This window comes from Ferrithrix thermotolerans DSM 19514, assembly GCF_900128965.1.
Taxonomy (GTDB): Bacteria; Actinomycetota; Acidimicrobiia; order Acidimicrobiales; family Acidimicrobiaceae; genus Ferrithrix; species Ferrithrix thermotolerans.
Genome location: NZ_FQUL01000031.1, coordinates 1 through 16,558 on the forward strand (window position 1 = coordinate 1; position 16,558 = coordinate 16,558).

Below are 16,558 nucleotides of genomic sequence, written 5' to 3' on the forward strand. Positions count from 1 at the left end.
GCCACTTCGACCGCACGTCTGGCTCGGTTGGCTGCCAAGTGGTGTCCGTAGAGACGGGCGCACAGCGAAGTGAGCAGCTCCGTGGCATCTTACACGAGGTCGTCGTCCACCTCGGAGGGGTCCACCACGACCAGGCGACGGCCCTCGGCCTTAAGCGCTGCCTCGACGTACTTCGCTCCAAAGCGACAGAACCGGTCCCGGTGCTCTACCAGGATCGTGTCTACTTCTTTGTCATACAACAAAGAAAGAAACCTTTGTCTGTGACCATTGAGGACATAGCCGACCTCGGTCACCACCTGATCTACCAAGTAGCCGTGCTCCGTCGCCCAGGCCACGATCCTTGCCACCTGGCGGTCGAGATCCGTGCGCTGGTCGGCAGAGGAGACTCGGGCATAGACGACCGTGCGACGGGGGCTAGGTGCCGTTGATGTTTCTAGGTCACCAACTAAAATGAGCTTGCCCATCTTGAGAGCAGGAACCGGGAGCTTGCCTTCGCGATGCCAACGGTAGGCGGTTTGGGGATGGATGCCTTGGGCAAGCGACCACTCACGAAGGTTCACCATTGCATGGTATAGCATGCTGGATTACCAACAGTTGCTACCCCTTGAAGGTCAGAGTTCAAAGCTTTGTAGCGTTGATAAGGTGTCGGGCGGCAAGTTAAGAAGGGCTCGGACCTAGGCTTAAAAGGTACAAAGATCTGAGTTACGAGATAAGGAGACATATAGATTCGGACTGGAAAGAGGGCACTCAGTCTTTCGGATCTAAAGTAGGAGTAACACTGAGACCTTCGGAGTAGAGGCGCAAGGTTCGAAAGTGTTCAAGGTTTCTACTGTTACTTTAGGGCTACAACTCGCACAATTCCCAGACAGTATTACCCACATGCAAAAAGACGCAGAGGAGAACAGAGGTCGAACTTGGCCATTCTTGTAGACGCTCAAAAAATAGCTCTATCACGGTCGGACAGGGTGCTATTTAGCGATCTCTCCGTCACCGTTACTGACAAAGACAAGCTTGGAGTAGTAGGCATAAACGGAACAGGCAAGTCATCACTGCTCAGAGTGCTAGCTGGCCAGGAACCACCCGAGAGCGGAAAGGTCCACCGATCTTCTGACTTGCGCGTTGCCTATCTAGATCAAGCCGGAACACTTCCAGACAAAACCGTGGCTGAATTGGTAGGTAACACTTGGCAAGGACAGGCAATTTTAGATCGACTGGGCATGTCGAGGTTTATCGAGCGCCGAAGCACAGAACTATCGGGAGGTCAGGCCAAGCGGGTCGCCCTAGCAGCTGTCCTTCTAAAAGAAGCGGACCTTTTGATTTTGGATGAGCCGACGAACCATCTGGACCTAGCGGCAATCACCTGGTTAGAGTCGTACCTCGCCAAGTTCAACGGCGGAGTTGTCGTGGTAACTCACGACCGTTACCTTCTAGACAAAGTCACGACCCGTATTTTAGAACTTGACCGAGGTCGCAGTTACACGCACGAGGGTGGATACGCTACCTATCTGGCAGCTGTTGCGGAGCGTGAAGAACGCTCCTTAGTCACTGAAGCTGTCCGTAAAAATCTTGCACGTCGCGAACTTGCGTGGCTCCGTCGCGGAGTAAAGGCAAGGACGAGAAAGCCTCAGGCCCGTATCGATGCAGCTAGAAAACTGCTAGAGAGTAAGTCTGAGCCTCCCACAAGATCCACGGCTTTGGATCTGACGTACGATACACCCAGACTCGGCACAAAGGTCATCGAGGCTGTAGAGGTAGTCTTTCAGCACAATGGAGAAGATAAACCGCTTCTTGAGAGATTCACCCTTAGACTTACACCATTTGAGAGACTTGGGATCGTTGGCAGAAACGGCTCAGGCAAGACGACACTACTTGAGCTGCTCGCAGGAAGACTACGTCCATCACAGGGCACCATAGAGTTTGGATCGACAGTCGAGGTCGGCTACTACACACAGATAGAGACAGAGATCGATAGCAGCCTTCGGGTCATCGAGGTGGTATCCGGACATAGAGGCACGACGCTCAGCCCTTCCGACAAACGACTCCTGGAGAGCTTCTGGTTCGGTGGAGAGTTACCGTGGGCACGGGTCGGCACCCTCTCCGGAGGAGAAAGAAGACGACTGCAGTTGCTAAGGGTGCTTGCACAACGGCCAAACGTCCTCCTCTTAGATGAACCGACAAACGATCTTGATCTTGATACCCTTCGTTCGTTAGAAGAGTACCTAGAAGACTGGCCGGGAACCCTTGTAACGGTAAGTCACGACCGTAGTTTCCTCGAGAGGATTACTACGAGAGTCGTTGCATGCCAAGACGGCAAGGTAAGAGAGATCTCCGGAGGGCTTGCTACGTGGCTTTCTCAAGCTATCAACATTAAAGATTCCGACCCTAAAGGTAAAGATCCATCGTCGTCCAAGTCACGGCCGCCACAACGAACAAAGGCTCGGAAATCCCTCAGCACCCTGCAGTTTCAGCTCTCCAAGCTAGACCGGCAGATAGCAGAGTTGACAGCCAAGAGAGACAGTATGCTGATTCAGTTCAACGAGATGACCGACCACATCGCGCTAGCCAGGTTAGGAAACGAACTAACCTCCCTGCAAAGTGATCTTACAGAGGTCGAAGACCGATGGCTGAAGACCCTCGAAGAGATAGAAGGCTACGGACAATACTAAACCTAAAGGTCACTCACAAAACATGAGACGACACTTCTACTTGGCCCTTCTTGTAACCCATCTTCCACAATTTATTTCCTGGACTCAACTTATATCGTCTTACTCTGAAGCAAAAGTGAAGTTATCTAGGAGATCTGTTTAATGGTCACACATCCCCAGGCTAGTTCTTACGTTGCCCGCTGGACTTGGGGCTGCTCAACGATAGAACCACACCCGTAAGGTAAATCACCTTAACGGACACCAAATTACGTGGTATTTAATGCTCTAGCTCCGTTTGATACGATGCACAAATCCGGCCTCAAGGTCGAGCAGAGATCTCTTTTTGTCCACACCTCCGCTGTAACCTTTCAATGAACCATCTGCCCCTATTACCCGATGACAAGGGACCACAATACTTATAGGATTCTTGTTATTCGCCATGCCCACTGCACGGGCGGCCTTGGTATTCCCACAGTGTCTTGCAAGCTCCTCATAGCTCAAGGTACAACCGTAAGGAATCATCCGTAACGCATTCCACACTCTGAGTTGAAACTCTGTACCCCTAGGACTAAGAGGGAGATCGAAATCCTTGCGTTCGCCATCGAAGTACTCCCACAGTTGTTTTTGAGTCCTAGCTAGGAGCTCTTCGTCTGCGTCATTGAGAGGACGAGCACACCGTTCAATGGCGTCGACAAAGTGAACTCCAGTCAATCGACCACCTGTCGCCGACATCATCACCTTTCCCACAGGACTAGACCACCACGCATAGGAAACGCCTTCGTTAATAACGATCAACACCTCACTCTATAAAGATCAACGACTGGAAGTTCAAATAATACCTTTAGGCATCGACCTCTAAAGAGACGAAGCATCCCTCAGCGCTTGTAACTCTCGCAGTTTCTCTAGGCTGACAAGCCATACTTTATTGTCTAGACAAAAGCGTGAACCAATAGACGATAGATCTGAGTTGCACTCTTCCTAAATATGGAGGTCTTGACCTTGGATGGACCAACTACCGTCATCGTTCTTGAAAACCCAACGCTCTTTAGCATCGAAGATAACGCTTCTTCCGACGGTCCGAAGTAGTTACCGAAGTCCCCTTCGAGCTCGTCCGCTGGATAGTAACGAATCAGGGACTCTCCCTCATGTCCTGGGACAACTACTGCAGATGTTTCAATAACCGCAACTTCTTTTGTGAAGGATCTAACCTTCTCTAGCGCGCCCAGAGGGTCTCTTAGGTGATAGAGGACGCCAAGAAAAAATACAACATCAAAGACTCCAACCTCTTCGGCTGTCAGCTTCATGAAGTCTCCTACCTTTGACTCTACCTTGGAGCCAAGAACCTCTTTGGCCAGGTCGAAACCCGCCTTGCCCGGAAGAGAAGCATCCCAAAACAGCGTCTCATCGAGCCGGTAGTCAGGAAACCTCTTATTCTTCCTGCATTCATCCCAGTAGACATTTCTTCTAGCCATGTCTACACCCCAAGCGTAGTGATCCAAAGCAACCACTCGACTAGCCCCTTTCTGCTCCGCCAAGAAGGAGTTGAGCCCGTCCCAAGCGCCTATATCCAAAACCGACTTACCTGAAAGATTTGGAAGCTCCCAATCGGATAAGGGTTTGGTTTTGCTTAGCCCTGGGGTGACTATTCCGTCTCCGAGATTGATCGAGTGACACCACTGAATCTCATCGACTCTGGCTTGGAGTTTAGCTTTGTCCATTGTACGATTATAGAGTAGACCAACAGCGTTCTTGCCTCACCAGGTTCCAGATCCCCGAACAAGGCGACGCAAGTGACGTAGGACTACCCTCTCCTTCCTCCCCGGCTAATCATTGTTCGAAGACATCGAGACATCGAGTAGATCCACCTAAACCGTCTCGACAGACTAGACGTATGGTAGGCCTATTTAGAGCTACCTCCAGCTTTACTTTGCCCAGCTACCACCCCGGAGGAAAGTTGACTGTCACGCGCTCGTCGTTAGAACACATCTAGCATTTCACTGACAATGAACACCAACCCCGTCTATGGGTATGTTTTTTGCCCCAACACTATTTGACATGTCTTGCTATCTCTAAAAGACATATGAAGTTGTGCCAAGGTGGCCTAAGTTGGGTCTAAGTTCAAGGTAACACTACCTAAGCTTCGACAGGGCAACATTTAGTTGAAGCACGTTTAGGTAGTTCTCTCCCAAAAACCCCAACTGCCTATGTATGACCTGGCTTTCGACGAGGCGTTTTAGTGTCGCAGCAGAGATTCTGCGCGCCTTAGCGATCATAGGAATTTGAACCATTGCTGACTGAATGGAGATATCTGGGTCGACACCACTACCGGAGTTTGTTACGAGCTCTTCAGTGGGATTAACTCCGAGACGGTGCCACATAGCTATCGCCTTGCGGGTTTTAACAACGAGCTCTTGGGAGGTTAGCTCAAGGTTTGAGCCACCTGTGGCTCTAGGGTTGTAAGGATCCAGTCTCCCATGAAAAACACGTGCGCCTCCCCATTGTTGACCCACCTCAAGAGATCCATACTTTGTAAGTGATCCGTTGGCCTGTTGCGGGAATAGGGCTTGGGCAACTCCAGTCTCGGCTAAAGGGTAGACAAGTCCAAGAAAGACCAAAAATATTACCGACATCACAACCGACCTCATTAGCTGTTTAATCATTTAGTAAACCCCCAGGGTTGTAATAATCAAGTCGATGATCTTTATTCAGATGAAGGGTAGAATCAGTCCTCCGACACCGTATATGAGAACGTTGCGCCGAAGCAACGCAGACGACGTGGCTGGTCTGAACTGCACGCCCCGAAGAGCCAGTGGTATGAGGGCAATGATTATGAGCGCATTAAAGACGGCCGATAGAACGGCACTCGTAGGGCTGTGGAGCTTCATGATGTTCAGAGCTTCAAGTCCTTTATAGCGGCTAACAAAAAGAGCTGGAATAATCGCAAAGTACTTGGCGACATCGTTCGCTATTGAGAAAGTTGTAAGCGCTCCCCTTGTAATCAACAGCTGCTTTCCGATCTCAACGATATCAATGAGCTTTGTGGGACTTGAGTCTAAGTCCACCATATTGCTGGCTTCTTTGGCTGCTGTGGTACCACTGTTCATGGCCACACCTACGTCAGCTTGGGCTAAAGCCGGAGCATCGTTGGTACCGTCCCCAGTCATAGCTACCAGCTTGCCACCTTCTTATTATTTTAGGATAAGAGCCATCTTTGCCTCTGAAGTGGCTTCGGCCATAAAGTCGTCAACACCAGCCTCTGAAGCAATCGCGGCTGCAGTTAAGGGATTATCTCCTGTTATCATCACAGTTCTAATACCCAATGCGCGCAGTTCCTCGAACTTTTCACGAATCCCCTGCTTAATCGTGTCCTTCAGCTCAACGACACCAAGAAGGCGGTCGCCATCAGAGACCGCCAGCGGCGTCCTTCCCTCTCGAGCAAGACGGTCGCTTATCTCGTCGAGCTCCTCAGACACCGTCCCACCAAGAGATAGAACCCAGTTCTTCACGGCATCTGTTGCTCCCTTTCTCACCATACGGCAATCAAGGTCTATGCCAGACATTCTTGTCCGCGCAGTAAAGGGAACAAAGTTATAGCGTGAACCGAGATCCCTCTCTCTGATATTAAACCGTTCTTTCGCTAGAACCACGATTGAGCGTCCCTCCGGAGTCTCATCAGCTAAGGATGCAAGCTGGGCAGCCTCGGCCAGCTCCTGTTCGGTAACCTCACCTAGAGGATAAAAAGCCGATGCCATACGGTTACCCTGTGTTATCATGCCCGTCTTGTCTAGTAGCAACGTTTGCACGTCTCCAGCCACCTCTACCGCTCTTCCAGACATAGCTAGAACGTTACGCTGTACCAGACGATCCATACCTGCTATTCCAATAGCCGAGAGCAGAGCTCCAATAGTCGTAGGAATGAGACAAACCAGCAAAGCCACCAAAATGACTATAGAGACCTGGCTGTGAGAGTAAAAGGCGAATGAATCAATCGCAACCACAATTGGAATAAAGATTATTGTCAGAGCAGGATGGTGAGGGCGATCTCATTAGGAGTCTTCTACCGGTTCGCTCCCTCCACGAGTCCTATCATCCTGTCCAAAAAGGTGTCCCCTCGTTCTGCCGTTATTCGAACAACGATCCGGTCAGAGAGCACCTTGGTACCTCCGGTCACCGCCGAGCGGTCGCCACCTGACTCTCTAATAACGGGAGCCGACTCTCCGGTAATGGCCGATTCATCCACCGAGGCGACCCCCTCGACGATCTCACCGTCCGACGGTATTATGTCGCCGGCTTCGCAGATAACCAAATCTCCCTTTTTCAGTTCAGCAGCCGCCACCTCAGTCTCGGTCCCATCCTCAAGAAGCTTTCTAGCATTAGAGTCTGCCCGCATTCGTCGAAGGGTGTCGGCTTGTGCCTTTCCCCGACCTTCTGCGACCGCCTCAGCAAAGTTTGCAAAGACAACTGTAAGTGCAAGCCAGGAAGTAATACTCCAAGTAAACAGGGATCCGTGCACTATCGCTTCATATAGTGAGACCAGAGTCCCAATTGGGACAACGAACATGACCGGGTTCTTAACCTGCTGTTTGGGATTAAGTTTGAGAATCGAATCCCTGAGTGCCGGGACGATAACCTCCCGGTCGAATAGACCCCTAGGTTTAGGAATCCCATGAATAGTCTCGGACTTTTCTTCTAAAGCCGCCGACATCTAAAACAACCCCCCATGAGCAAAGAGCTCTGCCAAGGGACCTAGCGCAAGTGCTGGAAAGAAGGTAAGTGCTCCAACCACCAATATCACACCGATCAACAAGGTTCCAAAGATTACACTGTCAGTTATAAAGGTACCAGACGTGGCAGGAACCAATCCTTTGCCTGCAAGTGTTCCTGCCAGCGCCAAAGCCGGCACGATCACGCCGAATCGACCAAGTCCCATCGCTATAGCACCTACAATGTTGTAGAAGGCGGTGTTAGAAGACAGACCGGCGAAGGCTGATCCATTGTTATTGGCTTGGGACGTGAAACCGTGTGGACCTTTGTTAAGGACGGCCGAGGTAGCTGAAGGTACCAACATCGCAATACCAGTTAGGCTAAGTACTGTAATTGGCATTATAGATTCGCCCAAGCTCGCCAACTTCATCTCTTTTGCCTGAATCTTTTTGCCGAGATACACAGGCGTGCGCCCAACCATAAGTCCGGCGATGAAGACCGTTACGATAGCAAATAGCAAGACTGTATAGGTACCTGATCCAACTCCTCCCGGAATAACCTCGCCGAGCATCATCCCCGAAAGCATCATCATTCCGCCTAAGGGCGTGTAGGAGTCCATGGAAGAATCAACCGAACCGGTGGAGGTCTAAGTGGAGGAGACGTTATAAAGAGAGGAACTTGAGACCCCAAATCGAGACTCTTTGCCCACCATATTGCCCACACTTTGAGATGCATGGAACCCTGCCGCAGCTAGAGCTGGATTACTGCCGTGCTCAGCTGCAATCGTTATCGCTGTCCACGAAACGAAGAAAAAGGCCATCACCCCAAGAAGGGCAACTCCCTGGCGTACGTTTCCGACCATCTTGCCAAAGGTATAAGTAAGTGCAACGGGTATCGACAAAATCAAATACACAGAGAGAAGGTTGGTAAGGGGAGTCGGATTCTCAAACGGAGTCGCTCCGTTGCCGCTGAAATACCCTCCACCGTTGGTGCCTAGCTGCTTGATCGCCTCCATGGACGCCACCGGACCACGGGGTATGGTCTGAGTGACGTTGTTCAAGGTATCGTGGATCGTAACCGAGCCTGCAAGCGTCTGAAGGGCGCCCTCGCCTACAAATATCACGGTAGCTACAGCTGCTACTGGTAGAAGTATGTACAGAACTCCTCGCACAAGGTCAGTCCAGAAGTTTCCGATCGTCGCTGACGAGCGTCCTGTAAAACCTCTAATCAAGGCGATGGCAACCGCTATACCTACAGCCGCGCTTACGAACTGTTGAACCGCCAGAGCCGCCATCTGTGAGAAGTATCACATGGTCTGCTCACCGGCGTAGTTCTGCCAGTTGGTATTGATTAGAAACGAAACAGCTGTATTGAAAGCGAGTGCGGGTGTCACAGTCTTCATGTGGGCTGGATTAAAGGGCAAGAGGTTCTGCAGGCGTAGAATTCCATAGGTTAGAAGGAGCGATACAAGAGAGAAAATTAAGAGCGAAGCAGCATAACGCTTCCAGGTTTGCTCCGCCTTTTGATCAACGCCGAGGACTCTGTAGGTCGGGCGTTCCAAGAAAGCAAGCCACCTTGTCTTTCCGGTGTGGACATCTGCCATATAGGAACCTAGATATCGCCAGGTAATCCCTAGCGCTGCAAATAGAGCCGCTATCTCCAAGGTTGCGTACATCAGAACCACTCCGGTTTAAACAGAGAAACCCAGAGGTAGATAAACACCACAAAGGCTATAACAAACAAGATTACATTCGTCAGTACAAATTCACGCCCTCTCTAAAGCCTCTACCACAACCAGCATTAGCAAGAAGAGTCCACCGATCCGACCACAACGAGAATGTCTGCCATAGGATCGATGCTAAAAAGCAGGTAATTAATTTGTCGTAAATAGTCAACCTTTATAAATCAATAAATGGTTAACGCAAAAGTCGACAAACAAACGTCGTCCATCGACGAGCGGATCCACGATAAGCTCTACCTGTGTTGAACGACTCTTCTTCAGAAGTTGGACCATTATCGGGACTGGTCGTGGCAGACTTCAGCAGGGTACTAGCAGGTCCATACACCACTATGATGCTGGGCGATCTGGGCGCCGAGGTTATAAAGGTGGAGTCGCCACAAGGCGACGACACGAGAAGATGGAAACCCCCAGTGCTTGACGGAGAATCAACCTATTTTCTTTCGGTAAATCGCAACAAACGCTCGGTCGTCTTGGACTTTAAAGATCCGAAGGATCTTCATCTTGCAAGACTACTTGCAAAAAACTGCGACGTCATGATCGAGAACTACATGCCTGGAACTCTAGAGCGTTTCGGGCTTGGATATGAACAGGTCGCACAGGATAACCCTTCCGTCATATACGGAACCATAACGGGTTTCGGTGAGGACGGTGGCAGGGAGTTACCTGGATACGATCTAGTTGCGCAAGCTACATCGGGTCTCATGAGCATAACAGGACCCAAGGAAGGTCCTCCTTTCAAAAGTGGAGTCGCCATAGTCGATGTAATCTGTGGTCTCCACCTAGCCGTTGGAATACTGGCTGCACTTGATCTCAGGCATCGCACAGGTACCGGCCAACGCGTGTCGGTAAGCCTTCTATCGGCAGCACTAGCGGCGATGGTCAACCAGACTGAGTCATATGTTGCAACAGGCGTAGTACCGTCGAGAATGGGAAACGCACATCCGAGTCTCTTTCCCTACGAGCCGTTTCAAACCAGCGACGGTTTACTCGTAATTGCGATCGGAAACGACACTCAGTTCGAAAGACTTTGCGATGCGTTAGGTGATCCCTCTCTTGCAAAAAATCCTCTCTACTTGACAAATGAAGCACGCGTCGTCAACAGAGACAAGCTCAAACTCCGCATAGAGGAACTTCTCTCTAAGCAAAGCGCTTATGAGTGGGCAAAGACGTTAAACACCTACAAAGTACCTTGTGGGCCCATCAATACAATCGCCCAGGGAATCTCACTAGCCTCAGAACTAGGACTCGATCCGATTGTGCGTCAATTCGATGAAAGGGGGAAAGAAATACCAACCGTGGCAAGCCCTATCTCATTTTCGAGAACCAAAGTTACTTATAGGAGAACTCCCCCGAAACCGAACCAAGACGGTGAAACTGTTCGCGCTTGGCTAAACTCTTTGGACAAAGATGAGACAAGGGATTGACGCTGCTAGCGACGCTACATCGATGCCATGTTGGCAAATAAGGTATAGCTGTTCAGGAACGCAAGATACACAGTCCCAGTAGGACCGCTTCTGTGTTTGGCCACGATAATCTCCGCTGTACCTTTATCGTGAGTATCTGGAGTATATACCTCATCCCTGTAGATAAACATGACGACGTCTGCATCTTGCTCGAGGGAGTTGTGTACCGCAAATCCGTTGGCAACAAAGCTATGAGTCTTCGGAACAGATACATCAAAAACAGGCTCAACTCCGAAGAATGAAACATTAACTATTACATCTTCGGCAAGCCTGCTTAGAGTCACTTTATCTGCGAGGGCCAGAGAACCTTTATTTCCCACAGCAACCGCTCTAGAGCTTTGAGAGCCCAAACCGCCTTGACTTGAATCACTCACCTTATAGATAACATCTCCGATAGTCATCTCATCTAATCGAAGCCAACCTCTTGGAGTAAAGAACTTGTGGTTTTTCGTTGCTCTCACAGACAGTCCTGAGAGGGTGTCGATCCTGTAGGTCTCCTTCACGCCTGTCATAAATACCGAAGACGATCTCGCTGCCTGGGATAGAGCCGTTTCGTCGTCGAAAGACAGAAGCTCCACCTCGTATCTACCGTTCCTCCAAAGATCAAGAACTCTTGCTTCAGTGCCGTCAGCGAGACGTATAAGGGTCTCGCCAGAAAGACAGCCAGACTCCCTGAGGTCGGCGAGTTGCGGTCGTTTATCGGCACGAGCCTCCAAGTTACGAGAGAGCTGAGACAGAGCCACAACCGGCACATTGAGTTCCCGTGCAAGAATCTTCAGACCTCTAGAGATCTCAGACACCTCAACCTGTCGGGACTCTACGTTTCTCCGCCCTGACATTAGCTGCAGGTAGTCCACTATTACCAGTCCGAGCCCCTCCCGTGCTTTAAGCCTACGAGCTCGAGCTCGAATGTCCATAACCGTTAGGTTAGGGTCGTCGTCAATATAGATCTTTGCCTCCGCCAGACGGCTTATCGCTCCGTGAATCTTCTCCCAGTCACGATCCTGTAGTCTTCCACTACGTAGACGAGTCGAGTCAACCCTAGCCTCAGCCGCCACGAGTCTTTGGGTAAGCTCCAAGTGACTCATCTCTAGGGAGAACATCAAAACCGGAAGCCCAGCCTTCTTTGCCACGTTCACACCGAGACCAAGCGCAAAAGAGGTCTTACCCATACCAGGACGCGCGCCAACAATCAGTAGGTTTGAGGGATGAAGTCCAGAGAGAATCTCATCGAGATCAACAAAGCCAGTCGGCAGCCCGGTGACTCCCTCTTCTCGTCCGTAAAGGGCCTCTAAGTCATCGAGGGTTTGGATCAAGACATCTCGAAGAGGATGCATCGTCTCAGAAGATCTATGTTCCGCTACCTCAAATATTTTGGCCTCAGCAAGATCTACAGCTGAGGCCACATCCGAAGGTAAAGAGTAGGCAAGTTCAGCTATGTCGGTCGCCACCTTGATGAGCTTCCTCAAAAGCGAGTACTCCTCAACAAGCTGCGCGTACCTGGCCGCTGATCCTATGGCTGGCGTAGAGGCCTGTAGGGCAATCAACGCCTCTAAACCACCCACCACTTCGAAGTGTCCACTACGTCGCAGCTCCTCAGCCACGCTCACCACGTCGTTAGGCCCACCTTCAGCATGAAGGGTGGCCAAGGCTTTGAAGATATAACCGTGCGAGGGCTTGAAGAAGTCGCCTTCTCTAACTATCTCAACGGCTTCCGCTACGGCCTCACGTGAGAGCATCATCGCTCCTAATAGCGACTCTTCAGCCTCTATCGAGTGAGGAGCTACTCTACCTAAAATGCCTTCTAGACGACTGGAGTCTACATCCCTGTTTACGGGATCCTTAGCCAAAGGACAAATTCCTCCCCTTGCAACAGACGACTTAAATGCGTCTTACTCCGGAAGAACCTCCACGGCTAGGTGGATCTCAACCTCAGGGTGCAACTTAACAGGAACCTGGTGAGCACCTGTCACCTTGATAGGTTCCTCCAGGTGTACCACCTTGCGATCAAGTTCGATTCCACTTTGCTCCTTCAGTGCATGCAGAATCTCAGCAACTCCAACGGAACCAAAAAGTTTATCGTCCTTCGACGTCTTTGCCTTGATAGTCAAGGAGATTCCAACTAACTTTGCTGCTAATTCTTCAGCCGCTGCCTTGGCTCTTTGATCCCGCAAATCTCTTGCGTTGCGCATGGCGTTAGCTTGATCCACTATACCCTTCGTAGCAACTATCGCCTTACCCTTAGGGACCAGGTAGTTCCTGGCGTATCCGTCAGCCACCGCAACAATATCTCCACGTTTGCCGAGCCCGACTATATCGCTACGCAAAACTACTTTCACTGTTCCTCCTCGCCCGCATCGTCGTCCTCTTCCTCGACGAACACATCGTCGTAAGAGGGCTCCTCGTAGGGAGTTTCTTCGACCTCTGTCTTGACCGCAGAGCGGGATCTGCTTCGCTCTGCTGGTGTTCGCTCGGTGTAGGGTAACAGAGCTAACTCTCGTGCTGTCTTAATCGCTACTGCGATGTCACTCTGGTGTTGAACGCAGTTCCCCGTTACTCTTCGTGCCCGAATCTTACCGCGATCACTCATATACCGCTTTAGGGTGTCGGTATCTTTATAGTCAATCCAAACCTCATGACGAGCACAGAAGGTGCATACCTTCTTGCGAACCTTTTTCGTCTGTTCCTTTACCGCATTTCTTCGCGCGTTTTTATCTGTATTTTTACCCATTAAAAAGGATCCTCTTCGTAGTTGTAACCAACGGTGGTTGACTCTCTCGACTCTTGAGAAACATCTCTGCCACCTGACCTTCGTTCATTTTTGACGACCGACCCCGTCGCCCACCTAAGAGACAGGCCAACCTCGTCTGCGACGATGTTTACCCGTGAACGCTTCTCGCCTCCGGGAGTCTCCCAGGTTCTTTGCTCCAGACGTCCAGTTACCAAAACTCTAGAACCTCGCTCTAAAGACTCACTAACGTTCTCCGCCAACTCGCGCCAGCATGTGACGTCAAAGAATGACGTAGCTTCTTCCCATTCCTGAGACTGTGGAGCTTGCCATCTTCGGTTAACCGCTACCGAGAACGTAGCTGAGGCAACCCCTTGACTAGTAAATCTGAGCTCTGGCTCTTTGACAACGTTACCAACTATGGTGACTGAATTCCCATTAGACATACGATAACTCTTTCCCCACTTGCAGTGGCACTTACAAAGTTACTAGGCAGACGCCGATGCACTCTGGAGGTACTTGACCGCTACCTTTTCAGGAAGTCGGATCACCTTATGACGAATTACCTCATCTGAGATGGAAAGAGTCCTGTCAAGTTCAGCAACTGTGGCTGGGACACCTTGAACACGGACGATAACGTAGTAGCCTTCACTTCGGTGATTGATCTCGTAACTAAAGCGTCTACGACCCCACCGCTCGTTTCCCAAGACACCACCCTCGTTAGACGACACCACAGCGTCAATCCTTGAAAGGTACTCGTCGATCTGATCATCCTCTAAAGAGGAGTCCAAGATCACTACAATTTCATATACGCGCAACGTAAACCTCCTATGGACCTATTCCAAACATTGGAATAGGGCTCAACCCGAGCAGGATCTAAGTCCTTATAATCTAGCGGATGCCATCGTCACTCCCTACCGCAAAAGTACAAGGCCTCAGTCGCGATTGGGAGTCTGCTTTTGCACTAAGTGATTCCAGAGACAGTCCTTACAAACCTCTACCTGGTAAGTGTCAAAATCCCCTACTCTTCCTGACAGATTGAGTAGGGTACCTTCTGCTACGACCTGGCCAGAGGAAGGAAGTTTTGAACCAAATGCAAAATCAACGTACACGAGCTTTGACGAACCACAGATCGGACAGGGCATTGCCGCCAACTCTCCAAAGTGTTCTGCTACCCTGATTAGTTCGTCAGTGGCATCGCAGATCTCTTCTCGGCTCGCTCTGCCCATACGATAGTTCCTAATAGTGTTTTCGCGCATCAGCCTGTGGTCGATGGTGCCGATCCATTTCGACCCCCCCGATTCCTGACTTTTTGTGCGAACTTTATCCACCTCTAAAAGGCTACCACAGTTTGATAAAACAGCAATAGGTTGCACAAAAAGGTGATGGACTACATTGCGTTATGCAGTGGTAGAGAAGGTCTCTGTCGGTCAACGTTACTTTTAGACTATCGAAAAATAGTACCTGAAAGTATAACTATTCGATATAGTATGTAGATACTATGCGATCCAATGGAAACACTCAGTATCTCGAAGCGGCCGTCTTAGGCCTTTTGACTGAGAATCCACAACACGGCTATGAACTTCAAAGAAGGATCGTCTCAGCCTTTGGAACGCTATTTCATCCTTCATGGGGGTCTATCTATCCCGCTCTCTCCCGTCTGGAAAGACAGGGGTACATCGAAACCTCCGAAGAACCAAAGCTTCGATCGCTACTAGCTTCAACCGGATCTTTAGGCGGCGATCTGGCTACCTTCAAGTCAAGCCATCGCAAGGAGCAACCACCCAAGCGACAGAGAAAGTCTTACAGAATCACTGACCGTGGCGCCCAGCTCCTCCACGACCTTCTATCAGGAATGGACGTAACTGACGACCGGGCGTTTTGGGTAGCCTTGGCGTTCTCCGACCGACTCAGTCCGAACCGAAGGCTCTCAATAGCCAACAGACGTATCTACGCCTTAGAAGAAAGAATGAAGGAGCTAAAGGAGAACGAACTCCTCTCGGGTTCAACTATGCGAAGCTTGGCCTTGCAGGGGATTTACCTCCGTCTTACTGAAGAGTTGAGCTGGCTAGAGGGAATTTGCAAGGATCTCTCGGAGTCCGAAGAGGGCGATAGCAGTGTCCGTAGATGAGCTAAAAACTAGTTGACCCTAGCGAGATTAGTAGAAAGGTAAGTAAATATGGGAAAAATAAAGGTGGCACTAGCCGGGATTGGGAACTGCTCCAGCTCTTTGGTGCAGGGGGTACAGTACTATAAAGATGCAGATCCCACGGAAGAAGTCCCAGGACTGATGCACGTCAACTTAGGTGGATACCACGTGGGCGATGTTGAGTTTGTTGCAGCCTTCGATGTCGACGCCGCCAAAGTTGGCGAAGATCTGTCTAAGGCTATATTCAGCTCGAAGAATAATACGATCAAGTTTGCGAACGTTGGCGAGATAGGCGTTGAGGTCAAGCGTGGACCGACACTCGATGGACTTGGCAAGTACTACCGCCAAGTGGTTGAGGAGTCTCCGCTTGAGCCAGTGGACGTAGCCGAGGAACTGCGTCGAAGCGGGGCCGAGGTACTCGTGTCCTACCTGCCAGTGGGGTCAGAGAATGCACAGAAGTTCTACGCAGAGGCAGCGCTAGAGGCTGGAGTAGCCTTCGTGAACGCTATTCCAGTCTTTATTGCCTCTGACCCAGAGTGGGCACAAAAGTTTGAGGACAAGAACATTCCCATTGTGGGTGACGATATCAAGTCTCAGGTCGGAGCAACTATCGTACACCGCATGCTTGCCCGGCTATTTGAAGACAGAGGTCTCGTCCTTGACCGCACCTACCAACTAAACGTCGGAGGCAACATGGACTTCATGAATATGTTGGAGCGGGAGCGACTAGAGTCCAAAAAGATCTCTAAGACTCAGAGTGTGACCAGTCAGATCGATCACGGAATCGAATCGAACAATGTTCACATTGGTCCATCCGATCATGTGGCTTGGTTGGAGGACAGAAAGTGGGCATATATCAGACTCGAAGGCCGCAACTTTGGAGACGTTCCATTGAACGTTGAGCTAAAGCTCGAGGTATGGGATTCGCCCAACTCCGCTGGTGTCATAATAGACGCCCTGCGATGTGCAAAGATCGCCCTAGATCGTGGCATCGGAGGACCTTTACTCGGACCCTCAGCATACTTCATGAAGTCACCCCCGGTTCAATATCGTGACAATGAAGCGAGAGAGATGGTTGAGAAGTTTCATCTAGGCGAGATCGCCTAGTAGAATTCGCCACAAAAAGCC

At 50.4% G+C, this 16,558-nt stretch carries 13 protein-coding genes and 4 pseudogenes; 4 read left to right on the forward strand and 13 right to left on the reverse strand.

What is annotated here, in order from left to right; translation table 11 throughout:
• Positions 1–560, reverse strand: a pseudogene (locus BUA24_RS09055) (IS607 family transposase); the annotation flags it as partial.
• Between the two features lie 354 nt (positions 561–914).
• On the opposite strand from BUA24_RS09055, the gene BUA24_RS09060 reads away from it, so the two are divergent.
• Positions 915–2,666 (forward strand): ABC-F family ATP-binding cassette domain-containing protein, encoded by a 1,752-nt coding sequence (locus BUA24_RS09060; protein ID WP_084660379.1) that lies wholly within the window; start codon positions 915–917, stop codon positions 2,664–2,666.
• Positions 2,667–2,930: 264 nt separating this feature from the next.
• On the opposite strand, the gene BUA24_RS09065 is transcribed toward BUA24_RS09060, so the two are convergent.
• From BUA24_RS09065 to BUA24_RS13445, 6 genes and pseudogenes are all read right to left on the reverse strand, one after another.
• Entirely contained in the window at positions 2,931–3,440 is a 510-nt protein-coding gene (locus tag BUA24_RS09065; RefSeq protein WP_272867300.1) for a methylated-DNA--[protein]-cysteine S-methyltransferase, read from the reverse strand.
• Between the two features lie 134 nt (positions 3,441–3,574).
• The gene (locus tag BUA24_RS09070) at positions 3,575–4,363 is read right to left on the reverse strand and encodes a class I SAM-dependent methyltransferase (protein WP_072791595.1); all 789 of its coding nucleotides are present in this window, start codon (positions 4,361–4,363) and stop codon (positions 3,575–3,577) included.
• Positions 4,364–4,774: 411 nt separating this feature from the next.
• Positions 4,775–5,305 (reverse strand): potassium-transporting ATPase subunit C, encoded by a 531-nt coding sequence (locus tag BUA24_RS09075; protein ID WP_072791597.1) that lies wholly within the window; start codon positions 5,303–5,305, stop codon positions 4,775–4,777.
• 45 nt (positions 5,306–5,350) lie between these two features.
• Positions 5,351–7,350: pseudogene (kdpB, locus tag BUA24_RS13440) on the reverse strand (potassium-transporting ATPase subunit KdpB).
• Positions 7,351–9,024 (reverse strand): annotated as a pseudogene (kdpA, locus tag BUA24_RS09085) (potassium-transporting ATPase subunit KdpA).
• Positions 9,024–9,092, reverse strand: coding sequence for a hypothetical protein (locus tag BUA24_RS13445; protein ID WP_419187303.1), 69 nt, complete (start codon positions 9,090–9,092; stop codon positions 9,024–9,026). Before BUA24_RS13445 ends, kdpA begins: the two are co-directional and overlap by 1 nt.
• A gap of 237 nt (positions 9,093–9,329) precedes the next feature.
• On the opposite strand from BUA24_RS13445, the gene BUA24_RS09090 reads away from it, so the two are divergent.
• Positions 9,330–10,514: a CaiB/BaiF CoA transferase family protein gene (locus tag BUA24_RS09090; protein WP_245790405.1), complete on the forward strand. Its 1,185-nt coding sequence runs from the start codon at positions 9,330–9,332 to the stop codon at positions 10,512–10,514.
• A 14-nt stretch (positions 10,515–10,528) separates the two neighbouring features.
• Here the strand turns inward: BUA24_RS09090 and dnaB are convergent, their stop codons facing one another.
• From dnaB to BUA24_RS09120, 6 genes and pseudogenes are all read right to left on the reverse strand, one after another.
• Positions 10,529–12,403, reverse strand: coding sequence for a replicative DNA helicase (dnaB, locus tag BUA24_RS09095; protein ID WP_084660380.1), 1,875 nt, complete (start codon positions 12,401–12,403; stop codon positions 10,529–10,531).
• 42 nt (positions 12,404–12,445) lie between these two features.
• Positions 12,446–12,892 (reverse strand): 50S ribosomal protein L9, encoded by a 447-nt coding sequence (gene rplI, locus BUA24_RS09100; protein WP_072791599.1) that lies wholly within the window; start codon positions 12,890–12,892, stop codon positions 12,446–12,448.
• Positions 12,893–13,026: 134 nt separating this feature from the next.
• Positions 13,027–13,284: pseudogene (gene rpsR, locus BUA24_RS11965) on the reverse strand (30S ribosomal protein S18); the annotation flags it as partial.
• Positions 13,284–13,727, reverse strand: a complete 444-nt coding sequence (gene ssb, locus BUA24_RS09110; protein ID WP_072791600.1) for a single-stranded DNA-binding protein — start codon at positions 13,725–13,727, stop codon at positions 13,284–13,286. The pseudogene rpsR and the gene ssb, both read right to left, overlap by 1 nt.
• Positions 13,728–13,769: 42 nt before the next feature.
• On the reverse strand, positions 13,770–14,099 hold the full coding sequence (rpsF, locus tag BUA24_RS09115) for a 30S ribosomal protein S6 (RefSeq protein ID WP_072791602.1): 330 nt from the start codon (positions 14,097–14,099) through the stop codon (positions 13,770–13,772).
• A gap of 117 nt (positions 14,100–14,216) precedes the next feature.
• Positions 14,217–14,612: a DUF5318 family protein gene (locus BUA24_RS09120; protein ID WP_178138779.1), complete on the reverse strand. Its 396-nt coding sequence runs from the start codon at positions 14,610–14,612 to the stop codon at positions 14,217–14,219.
• Between the two features lie 170 nt (positions 14,613–14,782).
• Here BUA24_RS09120 and BUA24_RS09125 point away from each other — a divergent pair, with 170 nt between their 5' ends.
• Together BUA24_RS09125 and BUA24_RS09130 are read left to right on the forward strand one after the other, a co-directional pair.
• On the forward strand, positions 14,783–15,412 hold the full coding sequence (locus BUA24_RS09125) for a PadR family transcriptional regulator (protein ID WP_072791608.1): 630 nt from the start codon (positions 14,783–14,785) through the stop codon (positions 15,410–15,412).
• Positions 15,413–15,460: 48 nt separating this feature from the next.
• On the forward strand, positions 15,461–16,537 hold the full coding sequence (locus BUA24_RS09130; protein WP_072791610.1) for an inositol-3-phosphate synthase: 1,077 nt from the start codon (positions 15,461–15,463) through the stop codon (positions 16,535–16,537).
• Positions 16,538–16,558: the final 21 nt, after the last annotated feature.

Coding starts and splice junctions, on each gene's coding strand:
- BUA24_RS09070 (WP_072791595.1), bottom strand. CDS start 4,363: ATGGACAAAGCTAAACTCCAAGCCAGAGTCGATGAGATTCAGTGGTGT.
- BUA24_RS09075 (WP_072791597.1), bottom strand. CDS start 5,305: ATGATTAAACAGCTAATGAGGTCGGTTGTGATGTCGGTAATATTTTTG.
- ssb (WP_072791600.1), bottom strand. CDS start 13,727: ATGTCTAATGGGAATTCAGTCACCATAGTTGGTAACGTTGTCAAAGAG.
- BUA24_RS09125 (WP_072791608.1), top strand. CDS start 14,783: ATGCGATCCAATGGAAACACTCAGTATCTCGAAGCGGCCGTCTTAGGC.
- BUA24_RS09130 (WP_072791610.1), top strand. CDS start 15,461: ATGGGAAAAATAAAGGTGGCACTAGCCGGGATTGGGAACTGCTCCAGC.